The sequence below is a fragment of the Gaiella sp. genome, assembly GCF_035558935.1.
In the GTDB taxonomy this organism is placed as follows: Bacteria; Actinomycetota; Thermoleophilia; order Gaiellales; family Gaiellaceae; genus Gaiella.
This window is the reverse complement of record NZ_DATMBZ010000025.1, coordinates 1-12,847: the sequence shown is the minus strand read 5'-3', so window position 1 is coordinate 12,847 and position 12,847 is coordinate 1. Positions and strand designations below refer to the sequence as shown.

The following is a 12,847-nucleotide window of genomic DNA, read 5'->3' as shown; positions in this document are numbered from 1 at the left end:
GAGGACGTTCATCTCCCAGGGGTCCTCGTAGAGCTCGACGCCCGCCGCCGCGGCGACCGCCTTGCCCTCGTCGACGAGGTCGCGGACCAGGTGACCGAGGTCCGACGGCTCCGCCTCGTCGGCGAAATGGTGGTCGTGGCGGAGCCCGGTGAGCGCCGCCACCGAGTTGACCGTCGCATTGAAGATGAGCTTCGACCACTGCGCGGGCCGCAGGTCAGGGAAGACCTCCGCCTCGAGCCCCGATTGCCGCACGAGGTCGCCGACCTCCTCGACCCGCTCGAGCGGCGTGTCCTCGTACGGCCCCATCCAGGTCGCCGTGTCGAGCACGTACTCGACCTCCGTGTCCGAGTGCTTCGTGCCCGACATGAAGGTCACCGCCGAGACGATCGGCCATTCGCCGTGCTCGCGGACGACCGCCTCCGCGCCGAGCCCGTTGAGCGTCGTCATCACGAGCGCGTCGGGGAAGCGGCCCTCGAGCGCGGTGGCGGCCGACTCGAGGCCGTTCGCCTTCGTCGCGACGATCCCGAGGTCGAACGGCTCGATCGCATCCGGATCCGCCGACGCCGTGACGTGTGCGTGCAGGTCGCTGCGGCCGGTCACGCGGAGACCGTCGCGGTTCAGGGCCTCGGCGTGCTCTCGACGCCGCGTCAGGACGCTCACCTCGACGAGCTGAGCGAGATGACCGGCGAACAGGCTCCCGATCGACCCGGCGCCGATCACGCACACGCGCTCGATCACGCGGCCTTCGCGGCACCGACGGGTACGACCTCCGGCACGCGCGGCATTACCTCGGACGCGAAGAGCTCCTGGTTCTTGATCGCCATCCAGTGCGGCGCCCCGCCCGCGTTGACCGTGATCCCGATCTCGCTGATCCCCGGGCAGATCTGCCGCGTCTCCTCGATGCGCTCGACGACGTCGTCGGGCGTGCCCACCCAGACGTAGTCCTCCTCGACGAGCTGCTCGAACGGGACCTCGGCGAGCTGCTCCATGATCCCGGCCGCGTAGAAGCCGTACCCCGCCTTGTTCAGGTCGTCGGCGGCCGGCTTCTCGTACTCGAGGAGCGGCGAGCTGTTTCCGTAGATGAACTTCGTGACCCAGTCGCGGGCCTCGCGCAGCGCCGTCTCGCGGTCGGGATCGAGGTGACAGGCGTGGATCCACACGATGTCCGGCTCGTTGCCGTGCTCGGCGCAGCGCTCCCGGTAGAGGTCGAGCTGCTGCTCGAGCGCCTTGTAGGGCAGAAGCGGCGGGACGGCGACCCCCCAGCCGTGCTCGGCCGCGAGCTCGTAGGTCCGGTCGGAGGTGCCGCCCAGGAAGACCCGGAAGCTGCGGGTCGGGAACGGCACGACGTGCGAGTCGCCCACCTCGAAGTACGTGCCGCTGTGCGAGAACCGCTCGTTGCTGAGCGCGGTGAACAGCAGGTCGACGGCCTCCTCGTACTTCGGGCGCGCGTGCTCGTCCAGCGGCACTCCGGCCTTCTCGGGGATCCAGCCGTGGCCGCGGCCGACGCCCCACTCGTAGCGGCCGCCGGTGAGGATGTCAGTGACGGCGATCTCCGAGGCCAGCACCATCGGGTTGTGGTATGGCAGGACGTGGAGCATCGTCCGGAAGTTGATGCTCTTCGTCCGCTGCGCGGCGGCGGCGAACAGCGCGGTCGGGTGCGCGGAGACCGAGAACTTCGGGAAGAAGAAGTGCTCGATCGAGGCGTAGCAGTCGTAGCCGAGCCGGTCCGCGTTCTCGATCTGCTCGAGCACCTCGGCGTACAGCTGCTCCGGCGTCTTCCCGCCGTGAAGCTGCATCTCGGTGTACAGACTGAACCGCATCGACCGCCCTCCTCGCTGTGACATGTCAAGCCTGCGAGGAGTATCCCATCGCGGTGACATGACAGTCAAACCGGTCCTTGTTCGCGAGCGGGAATCCGCCGTGCGGATCCCAAGGCGTCGCGGCGCCGCAACTGCCTCGTTGTTGCCAGGCTAGAACTCGGCTCCCTGCCAGCGGAGGTCGCGGCCGCTGACCTCGATCGCGGGAATGGAGACGGCATCCGGGTCGGCCGCGTCGTGGACGGGCGACCAGACCCCCCACGAGCGGCGGTAGTACATGAGCGGAGGCTCGAGCTCGGGCTGCACGCCGCCGTCCGAGACCTCGGCGACGAGGACGACGTGGTCGCCGATCACGAGCTCGCGGACGGTCGCGCACTCGGCCCACGCGAGCACGTCCTCGTGGAGCAACGGCAGTCCGCCGTTCGTGCGCCGCCACTCGACGTGGGCGAACTTGTCCTCCTCCTTCGAGGCGAAGAGCAGGCAGAGCTCGCTCCGGCCCTCGCCGACGAAGTTGACGACGAACCCCGCTCTCGCCCGGAGCGCTGCGAGCGTGCGCGAGGCGAGGTCGACGCAGACCAGGATGGTCGGCGGGTCGGCGGAGACGCTGCAGACGGCCGTCGTCGTCAGGCCGCGCGGCACGCCGTTCTCGTCGAGCGTCGTCACGATCGCGACGCCGGACGGAAACGACGCCATCACATCGAAGAACGCCTGCCGATCGATCGTCACGCCGCGCCGGAGGACGTCACGGCCGTGCACTCGATCTCGATCAGGCAGCCGGGCACGGCGAGCCCCGTGATGCCGACGATGGTCTGGGCGGGATGGGCGGCCCCTCCGGTCACCTCGTCGATCGCCTGCGTGATCACCTCGTAGGCGGTTGGCTCCGTCGTGTAGATCGTGCGCCTGACGACGTCGTCCCAGCCGACGCCGGCGGCGCGCATCGCGACCTCGAGGTTCCGCATCGCGCCCACCGTCTGGCCGTGGAGGTCGTCGGCGACGAGCGAGAAGTCGGGATTCAGCCCGAGCTGGCCGGCGAAGTGGACGACGCGCGTCCCCTCGGCGATCGCGACGTGGCTGAAGCCGGGAGCCGGATGGAGCTCCGGAGGATTGACGAGCTCACGAGCCATACGGACCTCCTGTCACGCTGTCACGCGCCTCGCGAGCCGGCGCAGCTCGGCGTCGGTCACGAGTCGCTGCTTCTGTGTCCCGAGCTTCTTGACCGCGGCGAGGAGCTCGGCCTGGCGATCGGCGGGGACGTCGAGCCCGAGCCGCTCGACGGCGATGCGGATCGAGTCGATCCCGCTCTTCTTGCCGAGCACGATGCCCCGCTCCGCGCCGACGAGCTCCGACGCGTAGGGCTCGATCGCCGGCGGGTCGTGGAACTGCGCCGCGACCGCGCCCGACTCGCGGGTGAAGAGCGCCTCGCCGGTGACGGCCTTCCACGGCGGGAGCGGCGTGCCGGCCTTCTCGGCCACGAGCCGTGACAGCTCGCGCGCGCGAGTCAGGTCGAGCCGCGTCGGGATCCCGTAGAGCGCCTCCAGCGCGAGGGCGACCTCGACGAGGTCGGCGTTGCCCGCACGCTCGCCCATTCCGTTGATCGTTCCCTGCACCCATGTCGCGCCGGCCTGCACCGCCGCGATGGCCGCCGCCGTGCCGAGCCCGAAGTCGTCGTGGCCGTGCCAGTGGACGGGCACGTCGAGCCGGTCGAGCGTCCGCGAGACGAGCAGGGCCGCGGCCTCGGGCGTCGCGATCCCGAGCGTGTCGACCACGACGACCTCGGCGGCCCCCGCCTCGACGGCGGCCTCGTACGCGCGGTCGAAGAAGTCGAGGTCGGCGCGCGACGAGTCGACCCCGAAGAACGCGACCCGGATCCCGTGGTCCGTTGCGAACGCCACGGCCGCGCGGATCCGCTCGAGCATCGTCTCGCGGGAGACGCCGAGCGCATCGAGCTTCCCGTCCGAGATCGGGCTCTCGATCACGGATGCGCCCACGCCGAGCTCGACGAGCGCGTCGACGTCCGCCTGGACCGCCCGGGAGAAGCCCCACACCTCCGCCTCGAGCCCCGCCTCGGCGATCATCCGCACCGCCTCGAAGTCGTCGTCGGAGACGCGCGGGAAGCCCGCCTCGATCCGGTCGATGCCCGCCGCAGAGAGCGCGCTGGCGATCTCGAGCTTCTCGTCGGGCGTCAGCACGACGCCGATCGTCTGCTCGCCGTCGCGGAGCGTCGTGTCGTAGAGACCTACGGTCCCGGGCGGCTGGGGGTCGAGCGCCCGCTCGTTGATCGACCCGGTCCAGACCTTCGAGCGATCGAGCACGCTAGCCCCCTGCCTGGACGATGCCGTCGGGGAACGGGCTCAGCTTCTCCGGGCCCTCGCCGGTGATCAGGAAGTTGTCCTCTAGGCGCAGGCCGCCACCGCCCTTCCAATAGCATCCTGGTTCGATTGCAAGCACGGTGCCCTCCTGCAACTCGCCGCCCGCCGCCTGATGCGGGAAGGGCGGCTCGTGGGCGCGGGCGCCGACGCCGTGGCAGATCGGATGGCTCGGCTGGCCCGGGAAGCCGATCCGGCCGATCCCCTCGCGGATCCGCCGGTCGAGCTCGGCGAGGCTCGCGCCGGGGACGCAGAACGCGACGGCGTCGTCGTAGACCTCGCGCAGCCCTGTTTCGAGCTCGCGGTAGGCGTCCGTGAGGTCGCCGACGACGACGTTCTTCGTGTGGTCCGCCCAGTAGCCGTCGGCGCAGACCCAGATCTCGAACAGCGTCGGCTCGCCCTCGACGACGGGAAGGTTCGACGTGGCGGTGAACGTCTTGATCCCCTTGCCGGCCCAGACGAGCGAGAAGCCGAGCGCGAGCTCGACCTTTCCCGCCCAGCCCGTGCCCTCGCCGTGAACGAAGCCAAGCCACTCGGCGGCGATCTGCGCCTCGGTCTGGCCGGGGCGGATCACGCCGACGACATGGTCCATCGCCGCGGCGGCGATCTCGTTCGCGAGTCGTATGCGCTCGATCTCCTGCTCCGACTTCGCCGTTCGTGCGGCGGTGAGCAGCGGCGTCGCGTCGACGGCGCCCGGGAAGGCGTCGAACCACGCCTTCGTGTACGTCGTCGGCTCGCCGACCATCCGATCGGTCGCCTGCGTGCCGAGCGAGAGCTCGAGGCCCACCGTCCCGTGCTCACGCGCGCGCGCGGCCGCCAGCTCGAGCGTCCGTACGACGGGCGGACGCGGGTCGTCGGCGAGGTAGCCGTCGACGAGCCGCACGTCCGACGTCCACGCGGTACGGGCGGCGTCCTCGGCCGAGGCCTCGACGCAGAACAGCGTCGGCTCGCCCTCACGCGGGAAGACGACGGCGTCCCAGCCCTTCATTCCCCAGAAGTTCGTCAGGTAGAGGACGTTGTCGGGGGCCCGCGCGACGATCGCGTCGAGCCCGTTGTCCGCCATCAGCGCGCGGACGCGCTCGAGCTTGGCGTCGTCACGGGGCCAGGGCACGCTTCGATCCTAGTGACATGTCACGGTCACGCGTGCTCGATTCCGACGTAGTTCTCGGCGAGCGAGGTGGCGGCGACCCTGGAGGTGCGGAGGTAGCGGAGCTGCGACTGCTGGAGGCGCAAAGTGAACTCGTCGTCCTCCGGGGCGCGGTGAAGCATCGTCGTCATCCACCAGGAGAAGTGCTCGGCGCGCCAGACACGGCGTAGACAGGTCTCCGAGTACGCCTCGAGCAGCGCGACGTGACCGTCGCGGTACCAGGCGACGAGCGCCTCTGCGAGCGCAGCCACGTCGCGCACGGCGAGGTTGAGGCCTTTGGCTCCGGTCGGCGGCACGATGTGGGCCGCGTCGCCCGCGAGATAGAGACGACGCCACTGCATCGGCTCCACCACGAAGCTCCGCATCGGCGTGACGCCCTTCTCGAGGATCGGGCCCTCGTGGAGCGTCCAGCCGTCGACCCCGAGCCGCTCCTGGAGCTCCTCCCAGATCCGCTCGTCCGGCCACAGCTCGAGGTCCTCGTCGGGCGCGCACTGGAGGTACAGCCGCGAGAGCTCGGGCGAGCGCATGCTGAGGAGCGCGAAGCCGCGCTCGGTGTGGGCGTAGACCAGCTCGTCGCTCGAGGGCGCGACGGCGGCGAGGATCCCGAGCCACCCGTACGGGTACTCGCGATGGAACTCGCGGAGGATGCCCGCGGGGACGCTCGGCCGCGAGACGCCGTGAAAGCCGTCACAGCCCGCGACGAACTCGCACTCGAGCTCCTCCTCCGCCCCCTCGTGGGCGAAGCGCACGCGCGGACGCTCGCTCTCGAGGTCGTGGAGCGAGACGTCCTCCACGTCGAAGAGCAGCGGGCGGCCGCTCTCGAGACGCGCAGCGATCAGGTCCTTCACGACCTCGGTCTGGCCGTACACGACGATCGTCCTGCCGGTCAGCTCGTCGAACGCGACCCGGTGCCGCTCGCGCCCCGACTGCAGCTCGACGCCTGTGTGGACGAGCCCCTCTCGTCGAACCCGCTCGCCAACGCCCGCCTGCACGAACAGCTCGGCCACGTCGTGCTCGAGCACGCCCGCGCGGATCCTCGCTTCGACGTAGTCGCGGCTTCGGGCCTCGAGGACGACCGAGTCGATCCCCGCGACGTGGAGCAGCTGCGCGAGGGTGAGCCCCGCCGGGCCGGCACCCACGATTGCGACCTGCGTCCTCACAACCCCCTGCCACGCTCGAACAGCGCCGCCTGGCCCTGTCCGACGCCGACGCACATCGTCGCGATGCCGTACCGGCCGCCGCGGCGGCGGAGCTCGTGGAGGAGCGTGACGACGAGGCGCGCGCCGCTCATCCCGAGCGGGTGCCCGATCGCGATCGCGCCGCCGTTGACGTTCACGCGCTCCTCGTCGATCCCGAGCTCGCGGACGACGGCGAGCGACTGCGAGGCGAACGCCTCGTTCAGCTCCACGAGGTCGACGTCGCCGAGCTCGACGCCGGTGCGCGCGAGGAGGCGGCGGACGGCGGGGATCGGCCCGATCCCCATCACGGCCGGGTCGACGCCGGCGACCGCGGAGCCGACGAACGCCCCGAGCGGCTCGACGCCGAGCGCGCGGGCGCGTTCCTCGCTCGCGATCACGAGCGCCGCCGCGCCGTCGTTGATCCCGCTCGCGTTGCCGGCGGTCACCGTCCCGTCCTTCCGGAACGCCGGCTTGAGCGCGGCGAGCTTCTCGGCGGACGTGTCCGGCCGGGGGTGCTCGTCGTGCTCGAGCTCGCCGGCGGGGACGAGCTCGTCCGCGAAGCGGCCGGCCTCCTGCGCTTCCGCCCAGCGTCGCTGCGAACGGAGGGCGAATGCGTCCTGGTCCTCGCGCGAGACATCCCAGCGCTCGGCGACGTTCTCTCCGGTCTCCCCCATCGATTCGCGCGAGTACCGCTCCTCGTAGCGTGGGTTGGTGAAGCGCCAGCCGAGCGTCGTGTCGTGCACGACGCGGTCGCCGCGCGCGTACGGCGCGTCGGGCTTCGCCGTCACGAGCGGTGCCCGCGTCATCGACTCGACGCCGCCCGCGACGAACAGGTCACCGTCCCCGGCGATCACCGCATGACATGCGCCGACGATCGCGGAGAGCCCCGACGCGCAGAGGCGGTTCAGGGTCACTCCCGCGACCGTCTCGGGCAACCCCGCGAGCAGCGCGGCGAACCGCGCGACGTTGCGGTTGTCCTCGCCCGCCTGGTTCGCGCAGCCGAGCCAGACGTCCTCGATCTCGTCGGCCGGGACGCCGGACCGCTCGACCGCAGCCGCCACCGCGAGGGCAGCAAGGTCGTCCGGCCGGACGCCCGCGAGCCCGCCGCCGTAGCGGCCGACGGGTGTCCGCACGGCGGAGAGAACGACAGCGCGCGTCACTGCACGGCCTCGCCGTCGATCACCCGCTGCGCGATCGCGAACGCGCTGTTCGCCGCCGGGACGCCGCAGTAGACGGCGCACTGCAGCAGCACCTCGCCGATCTCGTCCGGCTCGAGCCCGTTGCGCAACGCCGCGCGGACGTGCAGCTCGAGCTCGTGCTCGCGGCCACCGGCGACGAGCGCTGTCAGCGTGATGCAGCTCCGCGTGCGGCGGTCGAGCCCGGGACGCGACCAGATCTCGCCCCACGCGTAGCGCGTTATGAGGTCCTGGAAGTCCTCCGTGAACGGCGTGGTCCGCTCGATCGCGCGGTCGACGTGCTCGTCGCCGAGCACCGCGCGGCGCGCCTCCATTCCGCGGGCGTGCAGGTCGTCCCGGCTCTCGCTCACGGTGCCTCCAGGTGGTCGAGCAGCGCCGCGGTGAAGGCGTTCGCCCGGTCGACGTTCGCCAGGTGCGCGGCGCCGTCGAGCGTGACGTGCCGCGCCCCGGGGATCGCGCTCGCCAGCTCGTCGCCGCGCGCCGGGGTGATCGTCGGGTCCTCCGAGCCGGTCACGACCAGGGTTGGGGCGTCGATCCTCCCGAGCTCGCCCGTCAGGTCGGCGTCGGCGAGCACGTCGCAGCATGCGACGTAGCCCTCGGGAGGCGTCGAGACGAGCATCTCCCGGAAGCGTGTCACCACCGCAGGCTGCGCGTCGCGGAAGGAGGCGCTGAACCAGCGGTCGATCGTCGCGTCGGCGATCGCGTCGAGCCCCTCGTCCCTCACTGTCGAGGCACGGTCGATCCACGTCTCGCGCGGAGCGAACGACGAAAACGTGCAGGCGAGCACGAGCCGGTCGACGCGCGCGGGAGCGCGGAGCGCGAGCCACATCCCTTCGAGCCCGCCGAGCGAGAGGCCGCAGAACGAGACCCGCTCGAGGTCGAGAGCGTCGAGCAGTCCGACGAGGTCGCGACCGAGGTCGTCGATCGTCGTCGGCCCGGGGACGACCGGCGAGCGTCCGTGGCCGCGGCGGTCGCAACGGACGACGCGAAAGCGCTCGCTGAGTGGGCCGACCTGCGGCTCCCACATGGCGTGCGTCGCCCCCAGCGAGCTCGCGAGCAGGAGCGTCGGGCCGCCGGTCGGACCGTCGACGATGTGATGGAGCGTCATCGCCGCACCTCCGCCTCGTACCTGCCGAGCGCCCGGTCGACGAGCGCTCCGGCGGAGCCGAGGTACGTCGTCGGGTCGAGCAGCGGGTCGAGCTCCTCCGCGCTCAGGGGCACGCGGTCGTCGGCGAGCAGTGCGTCGCGGAAGGACGCTGCGCCGGCGGCCTCGGCGACGAGCTGGTGCGCGGTGCCGCGGCCGAGCTCGTCGGAGAGCGCGGAGGCGACCCGCTCGGCCAAGACGAGACCGCCACTCGCGTCGAGGTTCGCCCGCATCCGCTCCGCGTCGACCTGGAGGCCGGCCAGCGACTCGTCCGCGGCGGCGACGGCCCCACCGGCGTACGACAGCGCGCCGCAGAGAGCGACCCACTCCGCGTGCCACGCGCCCGCCGCGCGCTCGTGCTCCTGAGCGAGCGCCCCCTGCAGGACGCCGGCATGCCCCGCGGCGAGGCGCGCGCACGCCCGCGCGAGTGTCGCCCGCACGGGGTTTTGCTTCTGCGGCATGGCCGAGGAGCCGCCGCCCGCGGCCTCGCGCGCCTCCGCGACCTCACGCTGGGAAAGGAGGACGATGTCGAGGCCGATCTTTCCGCACACGCCCGCGGCCGTGGCGAGCGCGGCACCGAGCTCCGCGACCCGCACGCGATTCGTGTGCCAGGGAAGCGTCGGCAGCGAGAGGCCGAGCTCCCGTGCGAGCTCCTCGGCGACGCGCATGCCATGGTTTCCCAACCCGGCCAGCGTGCCGGCAGCGCCGCCGAGCTGGACGGCCAGGCCGTTCTGCGCGAGATCGCCCAGGCGCGTGCGCGCGTCGAGCAGCGCGACGAGCCACCCCGCCGCCACGAGGCCGAACGTGGTCGGCACGGCATGCTGGAGCAGCGTCCTGGCGACCATCGGGGCGTCGCGATGGTCGCGCGCGAGGACGGCGCAGGTCGTCGCGGCCGACTCGACGTAGCCCAACACATGCGCAACCGCCTCGCCTGAGACGAGCATCGCGGCCGTGTCGAGCACGTCCTGGCTCGTCGCCCCGAGATGGACGAAGCGCTCGTGGTCGGCGCCGACGCGGCCGCGCAGCGCGCGCACGAGCGGCTCGACCGGGTTCCCGACCGCATGGCCCTGGTCGACGAGCTCCTCCCAGCGGAAGGAGTCCCGGTCGAAACACGCATCGGCGATCGCCTCGGAAGCCGCCGGTGGGACGAGGCCCACAGTGGCGCCCGCAGCAGCCAGCGCCCGCTCGAACTCGAGCATCGCCTCGAGCCAGGACCCCCCGGAGACGGCCTCGCGGACGTCGGCGGGGACGAACAGCGCGTCGAACGCGGTCACACCGCGAAGAATGTCGTGTGCGACGGCCCCTGGAGGCGGATGTCGAAGCGGAGCCCCCCGTTCTCGGAAACGGCGACGAGCGTCTCGCGCTGCTCGGGCGCGAGGCGGGAGAGCACGGGGTCGGCGGCGTTCGCCTCGGCCTCGTCGGGGAAGTAGAGGCGGGTCACGGCGTGCTTGAGCAACCCGCGGGCGAAGACGGTGACAACGAGGTGCGGTGCCTGGAGGCCGCCTCCGGGCCACGGGACGGGCCCGGGCTTGACCGTCACGAACGAGAAGCGCCCGTCGTCCTCTGTTCCCGAGCGCCCGAAGCCGAGAAAGCCTTCCTCGCGGGGAACGTCGTCGCGGTCGTCCGAGGGATGCCGGTAGCGGCCGGCGGCGTTCGCCTGCCAGATCTCGACCATCCCGTCGAAGACCCCGTCGCCGGCGCCGTCGGTCAACCGCCCACGGATCACGACCGCGCGCGGATCGCCGGGATCGACGACCTCGGAGCCGATCAGGTTCCGCAGGAGGCCGATCCGCAGGTACGGCCCGGCGGTCTGAGCGGGCGTGATTCCGAGCTCAGTCATCGTGCGGCTCCTCGAGTGGCGTGGCGTCCTTGCCACCGACGACGATGTCCCAGGTGAAGCCGAGCGCCCACTCGGGCTGGGTGAGCCCGATGTCGAACGTCGCGATCAGGCGCTCGCGCGCCTTCTCGTCGCGGATCGAGTTGAAGATCGGGTCGTACGGGAACAGCGGGTCGCCGGGGAAGTACATCTGCGTGACGAGCCGCTCCGTGACCGCCCGTCCGAAGACGGAGAAGTGGATGTGGTTCGGGCGCCAGGCGTTCGGGTGGTTCTTCCAGGGATATGCGCCCGGCTTCACGGTGACGAAGCGGTAGCGTCCCTCGTCGTCGGTGAGGCACCGACCCGCCCCGGTGAAGTTCGGGTCGAGCGGCGCGTCGTGGTCGTCGATCTCGTGGGCGTAGCGGCCGGCGGCGTTCGCCTGCCAGATCTCGATGAGCTGGCCACGGAGTGGCTTGCCGTCACTCCCGAGGACCCGCCCGGACAGGATGATCCGCTCGCCGAGCGGCTCGCCCGCATGCTGGCGCGTGAGGTCGGCGTCGCGAGGGTCGACGGACGACTCGCCGTACGCGGGGCCGGTGAGCTCGGTCAGTGTCGAGGGGATGACCACGAGCGGCTCCTTCGGAGCGCGGAGTCGCGTCCCGACGTAGTCGTGGTGGTCGTATGGCGGGTCGGGGCCGGTGCGGTCGGCGTCGACCAGCTCGGGGAACGGACGCACGTCAACGGACATGGCTCTCCTCCAGAGCGACGACGAAGGGTGCGGTCGTGACGGCCGCGACGTCCTCCACCGTCGCGCCGTCGAGCAGCTCGGTGAGGTGCAGCGCCCCGTCGATCCGGCGGAACACCGACAGCTCGGTGACGACGACGTCGACGGCTCCTGCGGCGGTCAGCGGGTACGTGCACCGCTCGACCACCTTCGGCTCGCCGCGCGAGGAGGTGGACGTCATCGTCACGATCACGCGGCGGGCCCCGACGACGAGGTCCATCGCCCCGCCGACGCCGAGCACGTCCTTGCCGGGGACGGCCCAGTTCGCGATGTCCCCCTCGCCGCTCACCTCGAGCGCGCCGAGCACTGCGACGTCGACGTGGCCGCCGCGGATCATCGCGAAGCTCGTCGCGCTGTCGAAGTAGGCGGCGCCCGGGAGCGCCGTGATCGGCTGCTTCGCCGCGTCGATCAGGTCGGGGTCGAGCTCGCCGTCGCCCGGTCGGGGCCCGACGCCGAGCAGCCCGTTCTCCGTGTGCAACACGACGCTCGTGTCCGGTCCGAGGAAGCCCGGGATCAGGTTCGGGATGCCGATCCCGAGGTTGACGACCTCGCCCGGGTGGAGCTCCTCCGCCGCGCGGGCCGCGATCCGGGCCTTGAGATCGTTCACGCGCTCGCCACGACGTGGTCGACGTACAGATGCGGTGTCACGACGGACTCCGGGTCGAGCGCGCCGACGGGGACGATCTCCCCGGCCTCGGCGATCGTGACAGTCGCGGCGGTGGCCATCAGCGGGTTGAAGTTCCGCGCGGTGCGGCGGTACCAGAGATTGCCGAGCTCGTCGGCACGGGCCGCGTAGACGAGCGAGACGTCCGCGCAGATCGGCTCCTCGAGGACGTGCGTGACGCCGTCGATGACGCGCTTCTCCTTCCCGTCGGCGAGGAGCGTGCCGGCGCCGACCGGCGTGTAGAAGCCGCCGATTCCCGCTCCTCCGGCGCGGATCGCCTCCGCAAAGGTGCCCTGCGGGACGAGCGTCGCCTCGATCTCGCCGGCGTTCACCGCGGCCACGGCCTCGGGGTTCGACGTGAAGTACGACGAGATGCCGCGCCGGATCCGTCCCTGCCGCAGGAGCTTCCCGAGGCCGCGACCCGGCTCGCCGATGTTGTTCGAGACGATCGTCAGGTCGGTCGCGTCCGACGCCTCGACGAGGGCGTCGATCAGCCTGAGGGGCGCCCCGACGAGCCCGAAGCCGCCCACCATCACGGTGTCGCCGGTCCGGATCCGTCCGACGGCCTCCTCCGCGCTGATCACCGTGGTCGCCGTCATGGCGCTCGCCGCGACGCCTCCTCAGAACGGGAACGGATGGGAGCCGCGCTGGACGGTGATCCAGCGTGTCTCGGTGAACTCGTCCACGACCGCCGTGCCTCCGAAACGGCCGAAGCCGGAGTCCTTGACGCCCCCG

The 12,847-nt window shown here is 71.8% G+C and carries 15 protein-coding genes; all 15 read right to left on the bottom strand.

Annotated elements, in window-relative coordinates:
- A partial coding sequence (locus tag VNM44_RS02720) for a 2-dehydropantoate 2-reductase (RefSeq protein WP_325622339.1) occupies positions 1–738 on the bottom strand: 738 nt, incomplete at its 3' end.
- Complete coding sequence (locus VNM44_RS02715) at positions 735–1,820, bottom strand: LLM class flavin-dependent oxidoreductase (protein WP_325622337.1); 1,086 nt, start codon at positions 1,818–1,820, stop codon at positions 735–737. The genes VNM44_RS02720 and VNM44_RS02715, both read right to left, overlap by 4 nt.
- Positions 1,821–1,970: 150 nt before the next feature.
- Positions 1,971–2,543 (bottom strand): flavin reductase family protein, encoded by a 573-nt coding sequence (locus VNM44_RS02710; RefSeq protein ID WP_325622335.1) that lies wholly within the window; start codon positions 2,541–2,543, stop codon positions 1,971–1,973.
- On the bottom strand, positions 2,540–2,941 hold the full coding sequence (locus VNM44_RS02705; RefSeq protein WP_325622333.1) for a RidA family protein: 402 nt from the start codon (positions 2,939–2,941) through the stop codon (positions 2,540–2,542). Before VNM44_RS02705 ends, VNM44_RS02710 begins: the two co-directional genes overlap by 4 nt.
- 12 nt (positions 2,942–2,953) lie before the next feature.
- The gene (locus VNM44_RS02700; RefSeq protein WP_325622331.1) at positions 2,954–4,129 is read right to left on the bottom strand and encodes a homocitrate synthase/isopropylmalate synthase family protein; all 1,176 of its coding nucleotides are present in this window, start codon (positions 4,127–4,129) and stop codon (positions 2,954–2,956) included.
- A gap of 1 nt (position 4,130) precedes the next feature.
- Positions 4,131–5,294 (bottom strand): Xaa-Pro peptidase family protein, encoded by a 1,164-nt coding sequence (locus VNM44_RS02695; RefSeq protein ID WP_325622329.1) that lies wholly within the window; start codon positions 5,292–5,294, stop codon positions 4,131–4,133.
- Positions 5,295–5,320: 26 nt separating this feature from the next.
- Positions 5,321–6,490 carry a 4-hydroxybenzoate 3-monooxygenase gene (gene pobA, locus VNM44_RS02690; protein WP_325622327.1) on the bottom strand — a complete coding sequence of 390 codons (1,170 nt, stop codon included), beginning with the start codon at positions 6,488–6,490 and terminating at the stop codon, positions 5,321–5,323.
- Positions 6,487–7,668, bottom strand: a complete 1,182-nt coding sequence (locus tag VNM44_RS02685; RefSeq protein ID WP_325622323.1) for an acetyl-CoA C-acyltransferase — start codon at positions 7,666–7,668, stop codon at positions 6,487–6,489. Before VNM44_RS02685 ends, pobA begins: the two co-directional genes overlap by 4 nt.
- Positions 7,665–8,054: a 4-carboxymuconolactone decarboxylase gene (gene pcaC, locus VNM44_RS02680; protein WP_325622320.1), complete on the bottom strand. Its 390-nt coding sequence runs from the start codon at positions 8,052–8,054 to the stop codon at positions 7,665–7,667. Before pcaC ends, VNM44_RS02685 begins: the two co-directional genes overlap by 4 nt.
- Positions 8,051–8,812, bottom strand: coding sequence for a 3-oxoadipate enol-lactonase (gene pcaD, locus VNM44_RS02675; RefSeq protein ID WP_325622318.1), 762 nt, complete (start codon positions 8,810–8,812; stop codon positions 8,051–8,053). Before pcaD ends, pcaC begins: the two co-directional genes overlap by 4 nt.
- A complete protein-coding gene (locus VNM44_RS02670) occupies positions 8,809–10,122 on the bottom strand; it encodes an adenylosuccinate lyase family protein (RefSeq protein WP_325622316.1) in 1,314 nt (437 codons plus the stop codon). Before VNM44_RS02670 ends, pcaD begins: the two co-directional genes overlap by 4 nt.
- On the bottom strand, positions 10,119–10,688 hold the full coding sequence (pcaG, locus tag VNM44_RS02665) for a protocatechuate 3,4-dioxygenase subunit alpha (RefSeq protein ID WP_325622314.1): 570 nt from the start codon (positions 10,686–10,688) through the stop codon (positions 10,119–10,121). The genes VNM44_RS02670 and pcaG overlap by 4 nt, the downstream gene beginning before the upstream one ends.
- A complete protein-coding gene (gene pcaH / locus VNM44_RS02660; RefSeq protein ID WP_325622312.1) occupies positions 10,681–11,412 on the bottom strand; it encodes a protocatechuate 3,4-dioxygenase subunit beta in 732 nt (243 codons plus the stop codon). Before pcaH ends, pcaG begins: the two co-directional genes overlap by 8 nt.
- The gene (locus VNM44_RS02655; protein WP_325622310.1) at positions 11,402–12,055 is read right to left on the bottom strand and encodes a 3-oxoacid CoA-transferase subunit B; all 654 of its coding nucleotides are present in this window, start codon (positions 12,053–12,055) and stop codon (positions 11,402–11,404) included. The genes pcaH and VNM44_RS02655 overlap by 11 nt, the downstream gene beginning before the upstream one ends.
- On the bottom strand, positions 12,052–12,711 hold the full coding sequence (locus VNM44_RS02650; protein ID WP_325622305.1) for a CoA transferase subunit A: 660 nt from the start codon (positions 12,709–12,711) through the stop codon (positions 12,052–12,054). The genes VNM44_RS02655 and VNM44_RS02650 overlap by 4 nt, the downstream gene beginning before the upstream one ends.
- Between the last annotated feature and the right edge of the window lie 136 nt (positions 12,712–12,847).

Bases quoted from the DNA above. Each gene is read 5' to 3' on its own strand.
- VNM44_RS02715 (WP_325622337.1), bottom strand. From the start codon at position 1,820: ATGCGGTTCAGTCTGTACACCGAGATGCAGCTTCACGGCGGGAAGACG.
- VNM44_RS02705 (WP_325622333.1), bottom strand. From the start codon at position 2,941: ATGGCTCGTGAGCTCGTCAATCCTCCGGAGCTCCATCCGGCTCCCGGC.
- pcaD (WP_325622318.1), bottom strand. From the start codon at position 8,812: ATGACGCTCCATCACATCGTCGACGGTCCGACCGGCGGCCCGACGCTC.
- pcaG (WP_325622314.1), bottom strand. From the start codon at position 10,688: ATGACTGAGCTCGGAATCACGCCCGCTCAGACCGCCGGGCCGTACCTG.
- pcaH (WP_325622312.1), bottom strand. From the start codon at position 11,412: ATGTCCGTTGACGTGCGTCCGTTCCCCGAGCTGGTCGACGCCGACCGC.
- VNM44_RS02650 (WP_325622305.1), bottom strand. From the start codon at position 12,711: ATGACGGCGACCACGGTGATCAGCGCGGAGGAGGCCGTCGGACGGATC.